The following is a 15,785-nucleotide window of genomic DNA, read 5'->3' as shown; positions in this document are numbered from 1 at the left end:
CCTCCCTGTTCATATACGTCTGCCACCATCAGGCCGTGGACTACCCGAACGACCAGGCACCTGGCGCACCGATCCGCTCCGGCATCCCGGAGCACGGACGCATCCCCAAGTACTACGCCGTCAAGGCCCGTATCTCGCTCCTGGTGGACGAGTTGGGCGAAGGCGGCGCGCTGCCCACCGAGCGGGATCTCGCCCTGCGGTACGAGGTGTCGCGCGAGACGGTGCGTCAGGCGCTGCGCGAACTCCTGCTGGAGGGGCGGCTGCGCAGGCGGGGGCGGGGCACCGTGGTCGCCGGGCCCAAGCTGGAGCAGCCGCTCTCGCTGGCCAGTTACACCGAGGGCGTCCGCCGCCAGGGCCGGCGGCCCGGCCGTCATCTCATCGGCCTCGACCGCTTCCCCTGCCCGGAGGCCATCGCCACCGAGATCGGGGTCACGCGCGGCGAACCCGTCTGGCACCTGGAGCGCGTGCTGCTCGCCGACGACGAACGGGTCGGCCTGGAGAGCACCTACGTCTCCGTCGCCCGCGTTCCGGAACTGGACACGCGGTTCGACCCGGACTCCTCCTTCTACGCCTACCTCCACGACCGGCTCGGGGTCTCCTTCGGGGACGCGGACGAGCGGATCGAGACCGTGCTGGCGACCCCGCGCGAGGCGCTGCTGATCGGTACGCCGCCCGCGCTGCCGATGCTGCTGCTCCACCGGCTCTCGCGGGACACCGAGGGGCGCCCCCTGGAGCGGGTGCGGACCCTGTTCCGCGGTGACCGGTTCTCCTTCACCGCGCACCTGGGCAGCCGGGGCTGACCCGACCCGGCCTGTCGCGACCTGACCCGACCCTGCACGGCCTGACCTGCCGCGACCCGCGCCGTACGACCGGCCGTACGACCGGCACCCGTTGATAACGAGAACGTAACGGGTCTAGTCCAACCTTGGGTGGTCGTTCACCGTCCCGTTGCCGTACGGATCCGTACGGGTCACCGGCCCCGAGGAGCGTTGCCGCCGTGAGAGTCATCGTCGTAGGAGCCGGCGTGGTGGGAACCATGCACGCCTGGCACGCAGTGAACCGCGGCCACGAGGTCGTACAGATCGAGCGCGAAAGCGAGGCGCGCGGGGCATCGCTCCGCAATTTCGGACAGATATGGGTCAGCGGCCGGGCCGGTGGCGAGGAGCTGGATACCGCGCTGCGCGCCCGGGAGCTGTGGGAGGGCATCGGGGAGCGGGTTCCCGGCCTGGGCTTCCGGGCCTGCGGATCGCTCACCCCCCTCCGTAACGAGCTGGAGACCGCGGTCGCCGAGGCGGCCGTCGCCCGGCCCGACGCGGCGGCCCGCGGCTACCAGCTGCTCACCGCCGACGAGGCCCGCGCGGCCAACCCCGCCCTGCGCGGCACCTTCACCGGAGCCCTGTGGTGCGGGCGGGACGCGGCCGTCGAGCCGCGCACCGCCCAACTGGCCCTGAAGGAAGCGTTGCTGGCCTCCGGCCGGTACACCTTCCTCGGCGGCCGCGAGGTCCGGGAGGTGGTCGGCACCGCCTCCGTGCGCGACGACCACGGCGACGTCCACACCGGTGACGCCGTCATTCTGGCCACCGGCGCCTGGCTCGGCGGCCTCGTCCGCGAGCTGGCCGGTCCGGCTCTCCCCGTGCGCCGCGTCCGCCTCCAGATGATGCAGACCGACCCGCTCGGCGAGACGCTCACCACCTCCGTGGCCGACGCCGACAGCTTCCGCTACTACCCGGCGTACCGGAGCGGGGCCCTGGACGCGCTGAACGCCGGGCAGCCCCAGGACCCGACCGCCGCCGAACACCGGATGCAGCTGCTGATGGTGCAGCGCCGCGACGGCGGACTGACCATCGGCGACACCCACGAGTACGAGCACCCCTTCGCCTTCGACACGGTCGAGGAGCCCTACGAACACCTCACCCGGGTCGTGGAGTCCTTCCTCGGCCGCCCGCTGCCGCGCGTCCGGCACCGCTGGGCCGGGGTCTACGCCCAGTGCACCGACACCAGCCGTGTCGTCCACCGCCAGCAGGTGCGCGACGGCGTCTGGCTGGTCACCGGGCCCGGCGGACGGGGCATGACCTGCTCGCCCGCCATCGCCGAAACGACCGCCGACGAACTGGGCTGGTGAACCACATGAACAGCACCGACAACCCGAACCCGAACCCGAACCCGACCTTGAATCTGATCGTCCTCGACATGGCCGGTACCACCGTCGCCGACGACGGCCTCGTCGAACAGGCCTTCTCCGCCGCCGCCGGAACCCTCGGCGTCGAACCCGGCTCGGCCGACCACGCGGAGAAGCTCGACTACGTCCGCGCCACCATGGGCGAGTCCAAGATCTCCGTCTTCCGCCACCTCTTCGGGGACGAGGACCGGGCCCAGCGGGCCAACGTCGCCTTCGAGGAGGCGTACGGGCGACTCGTCGACGGCGGTCGCGTCGCCCCGGTCCCCGGCGCCCGCGAAGCCATCGAGCGGCTCCAGGCCGAGGGCCGGACCGTCGTCCTGTCCACCGGCTTCGCCCGCACCACCCAGGACGCGATCCTCGCCGCCCTCGGCTGGCAGGACCTGGTCGCGCTGACCCTCTGCCCCGCCGACGCCGGAGGCCGCGGCCGCCCCTACCCGGACATGGTCCTCGCCGCCTTCCTGCGCACCGGCGCGGTGGACGACGTGGCGCACCTCGTCGTCGCGGGGGACACCTCGTACGACATGCTCAGCGGCGTCCGCTCCGGCGCCGGGATCGTCGCGGGCGTCCTCACCGGCGCCCACGACCAGGACCAACTGTCCCGTCACGGGGCCACCCATGTCCTCGGTTCGGTCGCCGGGCTGCCCGACCTGATCGCGCGGGCCGAGGCATGACGGGCGGGGCGGACGCCGTGCGCGGCGGCATCAGGTTCGACCGGGTCAGCGTCGCGTACGGCGGCAACGTCGTCCTCGACCAGCTCGACCTGACCGTGGAAGCCGGCGAGGTCATGGCGCTGCTGGGGCCCTCCGGCTCCGGGAAGACCACCGCCCTGCGGGCCGTCGCCGGATTCGTCCGGCCGGCCTCCGGGCGGATCTGCCTCGGCGACCGCGACGTCACCGGACTGCCCCCGCACAAGCGGGGCATCGGGATGGTCGTCCAGCAGTACGCGCTGTTCCCGCACATGCGGGTCCAGGACAACGTCGCGTTCGGGCTCAAGGCCCGCAAGGTGGCGAAGTCCGAGATCCCCGAGCGGGTCGCCGAGGCGCTCGAACTCGTCGGCATGGCCGCGTACGCCAAGCGCTACCCGCGCGAGCTCTCCGGCGGCCAGCAACAGCGCGTCGCCATCGCCCGCGCGCTCGCGATCCGCCCCGGCGTCCTGCTGCTCGACGAACCGCTCTCCGCGCTCGACGCCCAGCTCCGCTCCGGCATGCTCGCCGAACTGGCGCGCCTGCACCGGGAGTTGCCGGACGTCTCCATCCTGTACGTCACCCATGACCAGGTCGAGGCGCTCACCCTGGCCGACCGGATCGCCGTCATGGACCGGGCCCGGCTCCAGGACTGCGGCACCCCGCAGGACCTCTACCGCCGCCCGCGCACCGAGTTCACCGCCTCGTTCGTCGGCAACGCCAACCTGCTGCCCGTCACCGTCGCCGACGCCGCCGGCCACGTCGACTTCGCCGGGCACCGCCTCTCCGTGCCCACCGGCCAGGTGGCGGGCGGCGTCACCGCCACCCTCTGCGTCCGGCCCCACCTGGTGGGACTCGGCGACGGGCCCAACGCCCTGACCGGGGCGATCACCGAGGTCCAGTGGCGCGGCTCCACCCACCGGCTGTACGTGGACATCGACGGCCACCGCGTCAAGGCCGATCTGCGCGAGCTGCGCGAGACCCCGGCGCTCGGCGACCGGGTCACCCTGCACTTCGCCGCCGAGGACGCGGTGCTGCTGCCGGTGGGTGCGGCGGGGGCGGCCGATGTCTAGCGCCTCGGCCACTCCTGCCACTCCCGCCACTCCCGCCACTCCCGCCACTCCGGCCACTCCGGCCACTCCCGCCGTGACCGCCGCGACCGGCGTGACCACCGCGACCACCTCCGGCACCAAGGGCTCCCGCGCGCCCCGCCCGCGCAACGGCGACGCCCCGCGCACGGGCGACTCCCGCACCGCGCCCGGCACGCCCCCCGGCCCCGGCGCCGCGGCGCACCGCGAGCCGCGGCGTGTTCCGCGCGCCGTCTGGGCGCTGCCGCCCGTCGTCGTCCTGGCGCTCGTCTTCCTCTACCCGCTGGCCCTTGTCGTCCAGCAGTCCTTCTCCCCGGACGAGGGCGGCACCTCCCTCTCCCCGTACGCCGAGGTCTTCGCGTCCCGGTCCTTCCGCGACGCGCTCACCACCACGGTGTGGCTCGCGGTCGGCTCGACCGTGGGATGCCTCGTCCTCGGCTTCGTCCTCGCGCTCGTCATCGCCTTCGTACCGTTCCCCGGCGGCAAGGCGGTCGCCAAGTTCATCGACGTCTTCCTCTCCTTCCCGTCGTTCCTGATCACCCTGGCCCTGCTGTTCATCTACGGCAGCGTCGGCATGGCCAACGGCCTCTGGACGGACGCCACGGGCGCCGCCGAAGGGCCCTTCCACTTCCTCACCACGCCCTGGGGCGTCCTGCTCGCCGAGATCACCTTCTTCACCCCCTTCGTGATGCGGCCCCTGCTCGCGGCGTTCTCGCAGATGGACACCGCCCAGCTGGAGGTCGCCTCCTCGCTCGGCGCCGGACCGGCCCGGATCGTGCGGCGGGTGATCCTCCCCGAGGCGCTCCCGGCGCTCGCCGCGGGCGGCAGCCTCGTCCTGGTGATGTGCCTCAACGAATTCGGGATCGTGCTGTTCACCGGCGCGAAAGGCGTCACGACACTGCCGATGCTCGTCTACGGCAAGGCGATCCTGGAGTCCGACTACCCGGCCGCCTGTGTCGTCGCCGTCGTCAACATCGCGATCTCCGTCGGTCTCTACAGCCTGTATCGGATGGTGAGCCGCCGTGTTGGTGCATAGCCGAACCGGGAAGTGGGCCACCTGGGCCGTCTTCCTCCTGCTCTTCGTCCCGCTCTTCGCGGTGCCGATGCTGGTCATCGTCGCCGCGTCGTTCGCCACGAACTGGTCCGGAGCCTTCCCCTCCGGGCCCACCACCGAGCACTACGCCGCCGCCACCAGCGGCGACTCCCTCCAGGCGCTCACCACCAGCCTGGTCACCGCCGTCAGCGCCAGCCTCCTCGCACTGCTCATCGGCAGCTGGGCCGCGCTGGCCGCCGCCTCGCTGCGCCGGCGCGGGAAGCGGCTCCTGGACGCGCTGTTCATGCTGCCCGTCGCCGTGCCGTCCGTCGTCGTCGGCCTCGCCGTTCTCGTCGCGTTCAGCCGGCCGCCGGTCCTGCTCAACGGAACGCGCTGGATCGTGATCCTGGCGCACACCGTTCTTGTCACGGCGTTTGCCTATCAGTCGGTTTCGGCCGCGATAGTGCGTCTCGACCCGATGTACGAACAGGCGGCGGCCAGTCTCGGCGCCCGCCCCTCGTACGTCCTGTGGCGGATCAGGCTGCCGCTCCTGCTGCCGTCGCTCACGGCGGCGGCGGGCCTCTGCTTCGCCCTGTCCATGGGCGAGCTGAGCGCCACGATGATGCTCTACCCGCCCGACTGGACACCGCTGCCGGTGCAGATCTTCGCGGCCACCGACCGCGGCTCGCTCTTCACCGGCGCGGCGGTCGCCGTGGTCCTCATGGGGACGACGCTGCTCGTCCTGCTCGGCGTCTCCCGCATCCGCACCAGGGCCTCGTACCGCTGATCCGCGGCCCCCTCCGTACGTACCGACTGTTCCCAGGAGAACGACACCCATGCGCAAGAGCCACCTCAAGCCGATAGCCGCCGTGTCCGGCGCGCTCGCCCTCGCCGTCACCCTCTCCGCCTGCGGGGGCTCCTCGGCCGCCTCCGACGAGAAGGTCGTCACCGTCTACAGCGCCGACGGCCTCAAGGGCGAGAACGGCGACGGCTGGTACGACAAGGTCTTCAAGGACTTCGAGAAGAAGACCGGCATCAAGGTCAAGTACGTGGAGGGCGGCTCCGGCGAGATGGTGCAGCGCGCCGTCCGCGAGAAGTCCAACACCCAGGCCGATGTGCTCGTCACGCTGCCGCCGTTCATCCAGCAGGCCGACGCCAAGGGGCTGCTGAAGGCGTACGGGCCGGCCGGCTCCGACCAGGTCGACGGCGCCGACAAGGCGGCCGACGCCAAGTGGACATCCGTCGTCAACAACTACTTCGGCTTCATCTACAACAAGAAGGAGCTGAAGACCCCGCCGAAGAGCTGGGAGGAGCTGCTGGACGGGAAGTTCAAGGAGAAGGTCCAGTACTCCACCCCCGGTGTCGCGGGCGACGGCACGGCCGTCCTCATCAAGGCGATGCACGACTTCGGCGGCAAGGAGCCGGCGATGGCCTACCTGAAGAAGCTCCAGACCAACAACGTCGGCCCGTCCGCCTCCACCGGCAAGCTCGCCCCCAAGGTGGACAAGGGCGAACTCCTCGCCGCCAACGGCGACGTCCAGATGAACTTCGCCCAGTCCAAGGACATGCCCAACCTCGGCATCTGGTTCCCGGCGAAGGGGAGCGGCAAGCCCACCAGCTTCGCCCTCCCGTACGCGGCCGGGCTGGTCGACAAGGCGCCGCACAGCGCCAACGGCAAGAAGCTGCTCGACTTCATGCTCTCCGAGCAGGCCCAGAAGGACGTCAGCGCGGTCGGCGGCGGCTTCGCGGCGCGCAAGGACGTCGAGGCCACCGACGCCAACGCCGTCGAGCTGACCAAGCTGATGGAGGGCGTGGAGATCTTCGAGCCGGACTGGTCGGACATCGGCACCGACCTGGACGGCTACGTCGACGCGTGGAAGTCGGCCACCGGCAGCTGACGGGCGCCCGATGTCCCGCCGCACGGTTCGCGCGCCCGCCGGACTGTCGCGAAAACGGGTCTGGACCCGCGTGCGGCCCCTCGCTCCCGGGCGGGGAGCCGTACGCCCCCAGCGCGCACCCGGCGCGGACCGACCGGCACCCCTCGCGCGGCACCCCTCTAAAATCGGGGATGTCGGCGCTGCACAACGCGGTGCCGCCGGCGTCCCGGCACCTCGCGTGCACAGCGTACGTACGGCAGGAGTCCCGTCACATGGCAGAGCGCAAGCCGATCGAATCCTGGCTCACCGACATGGACGGTGTCCTCATCCACGAGGGCACCCCGATCCCCGGCGCGGATGCCTTCATCAAGCGGCTCAGGGAATCCGGACTGCCCTTCCTGGTCCTCACCAACAACTCCATCTACACCGCCCGCGACCTGCACGCCCGGCTGAACCGCATGGGCCTGGACGTCCCCGTGCAGAACATCTGGACCTCCGCCCTGGCCACCGCGCAGTTCCTGGACGACCAGCGCCCCGGCGGCACCGCGTACGTCATCGGCGAGGCCGGGCTCACCACCGCCCTGCACGACATCGGATACGTCCTCACCGACCACGACCCGGACTACGTGGTGCTCGGCGAGACCCGTACGTACAGCTTCGAGGCGTTGACCAAGGCGATCCGGCTGATCAACGGGGGCGCCCGCTTCATCTGCACCAACCCGGACGAGACCGGCCCCTCCGCCGAGGGCCCGCTGCCCGCCACCGGGTCCGTCGCCGCGCTCATCACCAAGGCGACCGGCAAGGACCCGTACTTCGCGGGCAAGCCCAACCCGCTGATGATGCGGACCGGGCTGAACGCCATCGGCGCGCACTCCGAGACCAGCGCCATGATCGGCGACCGGATGGACACCGACGTCCTGGCGGGCCTGGAGGCGGGCATGCAGACCTTCCTGGTGCTCACCGGCCTCACGACGCCGGCCGACGTCGACCGGTACCCGTTCCGGCCGTCCAACGTCGTCGACTCCATCGCCGATCTGGTCGAGCTCGTCGACGACCCGAGCTGACGCCGGGCCGCGGTCGCCCGACCGGGCGACTGCGGATGCGGAAAGCGGCCGCACGCGTGAACCTTCGAACAGGAGGTTCACGATGCGTTCCATACCGCTCACGTTCTGTGCCGCGGCGGCGGCCGCGGCGATAGTCCTGCCCGCGTCCGCCGCTCTGGCCGTCCCGGCCGGCAACGAAGACCACGGTTCGGTCTCCGTGACCCCGTCCACCGTCGCCCCGGGCGGGGAGGTGCAACTGTGGGTCGACGTCTGCGGCAAGGGCAAGCGGGCCAAGGGAGAGTCCGACGCCTTCGTCTCCGAGGCCCACTTCTCGCCCGCCGACGGGAAGGGCCTCTTCGCCGAGGCCACGATCCGCTCCGACGCCGCCCCCCGCTCCTACGAGGTCCGGGTGACCTGCAAGGACGGTAAGGGCAGGGCCACCGGCACCCTCACCGTCATGCACCACGGCCGCCCCTCGCCCGTCGCGCCCGTCCGGGCCGGAGGCGGCGGCACCGCGACCCTCGCGGACCAGGCCGCCGAGTCGGACGGACCCGGCACCCGGCACGCGGTGACCGGACTCGTGCTCGCAGCCGTCGCGGCCGTCGCCGTTGCCTTCCGCACCGTGCGCCGCCGCCGCCCGGCCTCGGACTGACGTGTCCGCCACGGACCGCCCGGCAGGCACCGGGCGGTTGCTCACCGGAGTGGCCTGGGCGGTCCTGCTGCTCGGCCTCTGGATCTGGGGCCGCGAGGCCGGCGACGGCCCCGGCGGCAGCTCCGCCCCCACCACCGGCGACGTCGCCGCGGTCGGACGCCCCCTGGGCGTCCCGCTGCCCCCGGCGCACGACCCGCTCGACGGGGCGCCGCCGCAGAGCGTCGAGATCCCCTCCGTGGGGATCGATGCCCCCGTCGTCCCGCGCGGCCTGGACCGGGCGGGGGCGATCGACCCGCCCCCGTACGCGACACCGCAGACCGTCGGCTGGTACGGCAGCGGCACCGAGCCCGGCACCGAGGGCGCGGCCCTCTTCGTCGGCCATGTGGACACCGAGACCAAACCGGCCGTCTTCTACGGCCTCAGCGCCGCCCGCCCGGGGGAGAAGGTCCAGGTGACCAGGGCCGACGGCAGGATCGCCGAGTTCACCATCGACGACGTGCAGGTCTTCACCCGGGAACGCTTCGACGCCCGGAAGGCGTACGGGCCGCGCGAGGACGGCCGGGCGGAGCTCCGGCTGATCACCTGCGGCGGCAGGTACGACCACAGCACCCGCTCGTACACCGCGAACGTGGTGGTCTCGGCATATCTGACCGGCGAGAAGAAGGCCGGGAAGCAGACCGGGGCGCAGGCAGGGGCGCAGTCCGGGAAGCAGGCGGAGAAGAAGGCCGAAGCCGGGAGCCGCGCCTGAGCCGCGTCACCTCGGTCCCCACGCTGCCCGACGAGCCGAAGCGGCCCGTCGGGCAGCGCCGCGTGGTCTCATGGGCCCGGTGCTCCGATACCGCTGTTACCCGGACGGTGACCCCGCCGGGAGCTGGTGCGAACCCGCCGTGATCCCGTCCGCCGGCTTCTCCGGATCCCGTGCCACCGAGCACTGATCGGTGTCCGTGACATGGGTGACGCGCCGGGCCGCATCGGCTTCGCCGAGGTGACCGACGAGGCGTGCCGCGTCGTGAACATCCCCTGGCCGCCGCACCGGACGCTCTTCGGACCCGCCGTCAGCTTCTGCCCGCTGCCCCAACTGGCCGGAGAGACAGCCTTCTTGGAAGGACTGTGCGGGCGCATCCATGGGCATTCTGTGACCGTGCGGTTACTTCCTGGTGATGGTGCGGATCCTGTGAGTGGGCTGTGCGTGAACCTCGGATGCGACACGCTCCGCGAGGGGCGGTCGGGGGCGGTGGCAAACGGACAAGACCCCCTCACGTTGAGTGAGGGGGTCTTGACTGTGCGTGCGCCGTCAGGGACTCGAACCCCGGACCCGCTGATTAAGAGTCAGCTGCTCTAACCAACTGAGCTAACGGCGCCTGCTGACCTGGAGAACTCTACCCGACCTCCGGGCGTGCTCAGAACCAATTCCCAGCCGCCACGCCCCGTCAGATGGTCGTTTTTTCTCATTGGTCCGTCAAAATGCGATATGTCAGGAGGGTTGAGACACTGGCGCCCGTTGCAGATGCGCCCAAAGATCTTGACGAGTGCGGAGGGGAATCGCATGACTGTGCCGGTCTTCGAGGAGTACGAACCCACCATCGACTGCATCTGTGCGGGGTGTGCCGTGCAGCGGCGCACCGCCGCCAGGGCCCTGCCGGTACGACACGGTGGCCACCCGGCGGCGCACGGCGCACGCCGTGCGCTGGTCCTGGTCACCGCCGCCGGGGTGTGCCTGTCCAGTGGAGCCGTCGAGGCGGCGGTCGCGGCCGGCCACGCCGCCGGATCCGCACGGACGGACGAGAACGCCGATCCCGAACCGGCCACCCCGCAGGGCGAGACGGGACCGCTGATGGGTGCCGGGGCGTCCGGCCCACCGTCCTCCACCTCGGGCCTGCGCAGGACCACCCGGGCCGACATCATCGACCGGGCCAAGAAGTGGGTGTCCGCGAAGGTCCCGTACAGCATGGAGAAGTACTGGTCGGACGGGTACCGCCAGGACTGCTCCGGCTTCGTGTCGATGGCCTGGAACCTCGGCGGCAACGAATGGACCGGGAGCCTCGCCGCGTACGGGACACGGATCTCCCGCTCGGAGCTCCAGCCCGGCGACATGCTGCTCTTCCACAACCCGGCCGACCCGTCCAGGGGCTCCCACGTCACGATCTTCGGCGGCTGGACCGACCACACGCACAAGCAGTACATCGCCTACGAGCAGGCACGCCCGAAGACGCGCAAGCAGGCGACCCCCATGGCGTACTGGAACAACTCCGACCGCTACGTGGCGTACCGCTACAAGGGCCTGGCCGGCGGGTCGGGCGGCAGCGGATCGTCCACGGGATTCCCCGGCGCCGGGAAGTTCGGCCCCGGCGCCGACAACAAGTACGTCACCCAGCTCGGGAAGATGCTGGTCGAGCGGGGCGGGAAACGTTTCTACACGGTGGGCCCGGGGCCCCGCTGGGGCGACGCGGACAGGCGCGCGACCCAGGCGTTCCAGAAGGCGCAGGGCTGGAAGGGCAAGGAGGCGGACGGCCGCCCCGGCCCGCACACCTGGCGCCTCCTGGTGAACGGCACCGGGCGCGGCATCCCCGCCTCCGGCGCGGGCGGCAGCGCGAATACGGCCGTCGCGTTCCCCGGGCGAGGCTATTTCAAGCCGGGTCAGTCCAACAGCCATGTCGAGCGGCTCGGTAAACAGTTGGTGAAGAAGGGCTACGGAAAGCAGTACGTGTCGGGCCCGGGGCCGCGGTGGGGCGAGGCGGACCGCCGCAACATCGAGGCGTTCCAGCGGGCCCAGGGCTGGCGCGGCACCGCGGCGAACGGATACCCCGGCCCGGAGACCTGGCGCCGGCTCTTCGCGTGACGGAACGGACATGACGGAGGCGGGAATGCGACCCACGGCGGCGGACAGCTCCGGACCCCCGGAGGACGGAAAGGAACGCGAACCGGTGAACGCGGAAGAGAAGCGACACTCCGGGCAGCCGGACCGGACGGAACGGGCCCGTCCCGAGGCCGGGTCCGTCCGGTCCGAGGATTCCACGGCCGTGGAGTTCCCGGGCGGGAAGTCCCGGGACGGGGCCGGGATCGGGGCCGGGGCCGGGGACGGCGTCGGGAAGGGGGACAGGACCGGGGACGTGCCGGGCAACGGCAACAGGGCCGGGACCGGGGACGGGAGCGTGGATCTCGTCCTGGACCTCGCCCCCGGGCAGGCCGTCGCCTCCTCGCTCGGCGCCGCGTCGGCCACGGTCTCCGTACCGGTGCGGGGCGCTGACGGACCGTCCGCGTTCGGCGACGGGGCGCCGGAGGCCGTGACGACCTCCGTGGCCCTGCCCGTCACGGCCGGGTCCGGGCAGGGGGCCGCGGCCGAGACCCGCCGGGAGACCGGCCGGCGGCACTCCGTCATCGCCAACGAGACCACCGCCTCCATCCCCGTCCACCTGCTCTTCCGTGACGAGCGGGAGCACGCCGGCGCCACCGCGCTCCCCGCGACGGTGCCGGGGGAACAGCCCCCCGGCAATCAGAGCCCCGCACCCCGGGCGCCCGGGGTGCGGCGGCCCCCCGTACCGCGTTCGTCCCGTGCCCAGCCCCCGCCGCACCACCCGGCTCCGCGGCAGGCACCCGCGCGGGCCCGGGTGGTGCCGGCGTCCACCCGGCCCTCCCCGGTCGGGGACCCCCGGCTCGCGGAGCGCCCCGGTCCGGTGCTGCCGGGCTGGGCCGCGCTGCTGACCGGTGCCCTCGGGCTCGGCGCGGGCCTCGTCGCCCTGTGGTGGGTGGGAGCGCTGCCCGCCGCCGCGCTCGCCCGGCTCGGCATCGGCTCCCGTCCCTACGACGGCATCGGCATCGGCGTCTGGGCCGTGTTCGCCCTCCTGGTGACCGTCGTGCTCTTCGCGCTCGGCGGCCTCGGTCGGGGACGGGTCGGCTACGCCTGGGTGCTGACCCTCTTCGGCGACTACCGGGGGAGCGTCCGGCGCACCGGGCTGCTCTGGGTCTCCCCGCTGCTGCTGCGCCGCCGTGTCGACGTACGGCTGCGGCACTGGCGCAGCGAGCCGCTGCCCGCCGTGGACGCGGACGGTACGGCGCTGCGCGTGGTCGTCCTGGTCGTCTGGCGGATCAAGGACACCGTGCGGGCCACCCTCGGGGTCGCGAACCACGAGGAGTATCTGCGCGAGCAGGTCGAGGCCGCCATGGCCCGGGTGCTCTCGCAGCTGCCCGCCGACGCCTTCCACGAGGACGCCCCGACCCTGCGCGACGCGGAGGCCGTGGGGGACGCGCTGACCCTGATGCTCAAGGCGGACTGCGAGCCCGTGGGCGTCGAGGTGTACTCGGCGCAGCCGACCGGGATCGAGTACGCCCCCGATGTCGCGGCGGCGATGCAGCGCCGCCGGGTCGCCGCGATCGACGCCAAGCACCGCGACAGTGTGCTGACTTCGGTCGTGGACGCGGTCGACGACACGGTCAACCGGCTGACCTCGCGGGGCATCGTGGAGCTCGACGACTATGAACGGAAGGCGCTGGTCAAGGATCTGACGGTGGCTTTCTACACGGGGCGCGGAGGTGGGGACGGGTCCTGAGGAAGGTGGGGTGCCGCCGGAGCGGCGATTCGGAATCCGACTCCCATTGGTCTGGACATGTTCACGTCGCGTCAATAATCTAGGCCTTGGTCTAGACCGCACGACACGCGCGCACCGGTCGAGCAGTGCTCATGGAACATCCCCCACGTTCTTGAGGAGCGACAGCAATGCGGAAAAGGGCAAGCGCGGCCGTGGTCGGCCTGGCGATCGCGGGTGCTTCGGTGCTCGCCACGAGCAGCGCCAGCAGCCATGGCTACACGGATTCCCCCATCAGCCGTCAGAAGCTCTGTGCCAACGGCACGGTGACCGGCTGCGGCAGCATCCAGTGGGAGCCGCAGAGCGTCGAGGGGCCCAAGGGCTTCCCGGCCGCGGGTCCGGCCGACGGCAAGATCTGCGCCGGCGGCAACGGTGGATTCGCCCAGCTGGACGACCCGCGCGGCGGCAACTGGCCCGCCACCCAGGTCACCGGCGGACAGGGTTACAACTTCCGCTGGCAGTTCACCGCCCGTCACTCGACGAGCGACTTCCGGTACTACATCACCAAGGACGGCTGGGACTCGACGAAGCCCCTCACCCGGGCCGCCCTGGAATCACAGCCGTTCATGACCGTGCCGTACGGGAACCAGCAGCCTCCGGCGACGCTGACCCACCAGGGCACGATCCCCACCCAGAAGACCGGCAAGCACATCATCCTGGCCGTCTGGAACGTCGCGGACACCCCGAACGCGTTCTACGCCTGCTCTGACGTTAAGTTCTGACGGATTGTCAGTTACTGTGCGGGGTCATGAGGAGTACCGGCACCGTCGCGGAGCTCGTACAGCGCCAATGGGGCGACCACCGGCCAGGGCTGAAGCACGAAGCCGCCGTGCTCAGTCATCACCAGGTCGCCTCCGGCGCCGCCGCGCGGGCCGCACTCCTGGTGGATCTGCTGCCGGCGGGCAGCGAACCGCATCTCGGGGTGCTGCTCGACAACACTCCTGAATTCCCCCTGTGGTTGAGCGCGGCGGCCCTGGCCGGGGCCGCCGTCGCCGGGATCAACCCCACCCGGCGCGGGCCCGAACTGGCCCGCGACATACTGCACACCGACGCCCGCGTACTGATCACCGAGACCGCGCACCTGCCGCTGCTCGACGGTCTCGTACTGCCGGGCGTACGGGTGCTGGTCACCGACACCGACGCCTACGCGGAGCTGCTCGCGCCCTACGCCGGGGCGCGTCCGGGCGAGGCCGTCCTCGCGTCCGTGCACTCCGGCAGCCGGATGCTCCTGTACTTCACCTCCGGGTCGACCGGGGCGCCCAAGGCCGCGATCTGCACCCAGGGGCGGCTGGCCGGGGCCGGGCGGTCGCTGGCGGCCCACTTCGACGTGCGGCCCGATGACGTGCACTACATCTGCATGCCGATGTTCCACGGCAACGCGGTGCTGGCCGACTGGGCGCCCGCGCTGGCGGGCGGCGCCGCGGTCGCCCTGCGCCGCCGCTTCTCCGCCTCCGGCTTCCTCGACGACGTGCGCGCGTACGGGGCCACCTACTTCACCTACGTCGGCCGCGCCGTTCAGTATCTGCTGGCCACCCCGGAGCGCCCCGAGGACCGGGACCACTCGCTGCGGCTCGGCTTCGGCACCGAGGCGGGAGCCGCGGACGCCGCCCGCTTCCGGGAACGGTTCGGGGTACCGCTCGTCGAGGGGTACGGCTCCTCCGAGGGCGGCGCGGCCATTCAGCGCGGTCCCGGCACCCCGGCGGGCGCGGTCGGCCGGGCGACGCCCGGTGACGATCTCGCCGTCGTCGACCCCGCCACCGGCGAGGAGCGGGAGGCCGCGGTGTTCGACGGGCACGGGCGGCTGCTGAACGGTTCCGCCGCCATCGGGGAGCTGGTCAACCGGGGCGCCACCCCCTTCGAGGGCTACTGGCGCAACCCGGAGGCGGACGCCGAGCGGGCGCGCGGCGGCTGGTACTGGACCGGAGACCTCTTCTACCGGGACACCGAGGGCTTCCTCTACTTCGCGGGCCGCACCGACGACCGGCTCCGGGTCGACAGCGAGAACCTCGCCGCCGCGATGATCGAGAACATCCTGGCCCGCTGGGACGACGCGGCGGCGGTGGCGGTCTACGCGGTGCCGGACCCGGTGACCGGTGACCAGGTGATGGCGGCCCTGGCCCTGCGCCCCGGGGCCGCGTTCGACCCGGCCGCCTTCGCCGCCTTCCTGGGCGCCCAGCCGGACCTGGGGACGAAAATGGCGCCCCGGTACCTACGGATCGTCCGGCGGATGCCGGTCACGGCGACGAACAAGGTCCACCGCGTGGAGTTACGCCGCGAGGGGCTGAGCTGCGCGGACCCGGTGTGGTGGGACGCCGCCCGCAGCGGCGCGTACACCCTGCTGGACACGGCCGCGGACACCCCGGCGGGCTTGCCGCCCGGGACCGGCCCGGACCATGAAAAACACCTTGGGTGCTCGCCGTGATACGGAGAGCACCCAAGGTGGTGTCTGTGCGCCGTCAGGGACTCGAACCCCGGACCCGCTGATTAAGAGTCAGCTGCTCTAACCAACTGAGCTAACGGCGCCTGCTGACTCGAAAATAATACCTGGTCTCCGGGGGTGCTGATGACACCCGCCCGCGGCCACCGGCCGGCCCGGCCCGCGGCCACCGGCCGGCCCGGCCCGCGGCCACCGGCCGGCCCGGCCCGC

Annotated in this window: 13 protein-coding genes, 2 tRNA genes and 1 pseudogene; 14 read left to right on the top strand and 2 right to left on the bottom strand. The window is 72.1% G+C overall.

Annotation, left to right across the window (positions count from 1 at the left end):
- Positions 1-35 precede the first annotated feature (35 nt).
- From OHA98_RS33390 to OHA98_RS33345, 10 genes are all read left to right on the top strand, one after another.
- On the top strand, positions 36-800 hold the full coding sequence (locus tag OHA98_RS33390) for a GntR family transcriptional regulator (RefSeq protein WP_266931330.1): 765 nt from the start codon (positions 36-38) through the stop codon (positions 798-800).
- Between the two features lie 197 nt (positions 801-997).
- Positions 998-2,122, top strand: coding sequence for a TIGR03364 family FAD-dependent oxidoreductase (locus OHA98_RS33385; RefSeq protein WP_266931329.1), 1,125 nt, complete (start codon positions 998-1,000; stop codon positions 2,120-2,122).
- A gap of 5 nt (positions 2,123-2,127) precedes the next feature.
- A complete protein-coding gene (locus tag OHA98_RS33380) occupies positions 2,128-2,850 on the top strand; it encodes a phosphonatase-like hydrolase (RefSeq protein WP_266931327.1) in 723 nt (240 codons plus the stop codon).
- On the top strand, positions 2,847-3,935 hold the full coding sequence (locus OHA98_RS33375) for an ABC transporter ATP-binding protein (protein WP_266931326.1): 1,089 nt from the start codon (positions 2,847-2,849) through the stop codon (positions 3,933-3,935). Before OHA98_RS33380 ends, OHA98_RS33375 begins: the two co-directional genes overlap by 4 nt.
- Positions 3,928-4,986, top strand: coding sequence for a 2-aminoethylphosphonate ABC transporter permease subunit (locus OHA98_RS33370; RefSeq protein WP_266931324.1), 1,059 nt, complete (start codon positions 3,928-3,930; stop codon positions 4,984-4,986). Before OHA98_RS33375 ends, OHA98_RS33370 begins: the two co-directional genes overlap by 8 nt.
- On the top strand, positions 4,973-5,770 hold the full coding sequence (locus OHA98_RS33365) for an ABC transporter permease (RefSeq protein WP_266931322.1): 798 nt from the start codon (positions 4,973-4,975) through the stop codon (positions 5,768-5,770). The genes OHA98_RS33370 and OHA98_RS33365 overlap by 14 nt, the downstream gene beginning before the upstream one ends.
- A 49-nt stretch (positions 5,771-5,819) precedes the next feature.
- Positions 5,820-6,881: a 2-aminoethylphosphonate ABC transporter substrate-binding protein gene (locus OHA98_RS33360; protein WP_266931321.1), complete on the top strand. Its 1,062-nt coding sequence runs from the start codon at positions 5,820-5,822 to the stop codon at positions 6,879-6,881.
- A gap of 251 nt (positions 6,882-7,132) precedes the next feature.
- Positions 7,133-7,924 carry an HAD-IIA family hydrolase gene (locus OHA98_RS33355; RefSeq protein WP_266931319.1) on the top strand — a complete coding sequence of 264 codons (792 nt, stop codon included), beginning with the start codon at positions 7,133-7,135 and terminating at the stop codon, positions 7,922-7,924.
- 82 nt (positions 7,925-8,006) lie between these two features.
- The gene (locus tag OHA98_RS33350) at positions 8,007-8,555 is read left to right on the top strand and encodes a hypothetical protein (RefSeq protein ID WP_266931317.1); all 549 of its coding nucleotides are present in this window, start codon (positions 8,007-8,009) and stop codon (positions 8,553-8,555) included.
- Between the two features lies 1 nt (position 8,556).
- Entirely contained in the window at positions 8,557-9,303 is a 747-nt protein-coding gene (locus tag OHA98_RS33345) for a class F sortase (RefSeq protein WP_266931315.1), read from the top strand.
- Between the two features lie 539 nt (positions 9,304-9,842).
- Here OHA98_RS33345 and OHA98_RS33340 read toward each other — a convergent pair.
- Positions 9,843-9,916, bottom strand: a tRNA-Lys gene (locus OHA98_RS33340).
- 185 nt (positions 9,917-10,101) lie between these two features.
- On the opposite strand from OHA98_RS33340, the gene OHA98_RS33335 reads away from it, so the two are divergent.
- The 4 genes and pseudogenes from OHA98_RS33335 (at position 10,102) to OHA98_RS33320 (ending at position 15,560) form a co-directional block, all read left to right on the top strand.
- Positions 10,102-11,394 carry a peptidoglycan-binding protein gene (locus OHA98_RS33335; RefSeq protein ID WP_266931313.1) on the top strand — a complete coding sequence of 431 codons (1,293 nt, stop codon included), beginning with the start codon at positions 10,102-10,104 and terminating at the stop codon, positions 11,392-11,394.
- Between the two features lie 313 nt (positions 11,395-11,707).
- Positions 11,708-13,102, top strand: a pseudogene (locus OHA98_RS33330) (SPFH domain-containing protein); the annotation flags it as partial.
- Positions 13,103-13,269: 167 nt separating this feature from the next.
- Complete coding sequence (locus tag OHA98_RS33325) at positions 13,270-13,860, top strand: lytic polysaccharide monooxygenase (protein WP_266931311.1); 591 nt, start codon at positions 13,270-13,272, stop codon at positions 13,858-13,860.
- Positions 13,861-13,886: 26 nt separating this feature from the next.
- Entirely contained in the window at positions 13,887-15,560 is a 1,674-nt protein-coding gene (locus tag OHA98_RS33320; RefSeq protein WP_266931310.1) for an AMP-binding protein, read from the top strand.
- A gap of 27 nt (positions 15,561-15,587) precedes the next feature.
- Here OHA98_RS33320 and OHA98_RS33315 read toward each other — a convergent pair.
- A tRNA-Lys gene (locus tag OHA98_RS33315) sits at positions 15,588-15,661 on the bottom strand.
- Positions 15,662-15,785 lie beyond the last annotated feature (124 nt).

Source organism: Streptomyces sp. NBC_00654 (genome assembly GCF_026341775.1).
GTDB lineage: Bacteria > Actinomycetota > Actinomycetes > Streptomycetales > Streptomycetaceae > Streptomyces.
This window is presented reverse-complemented; position numbering and strand designations above follow the sequence as displayed.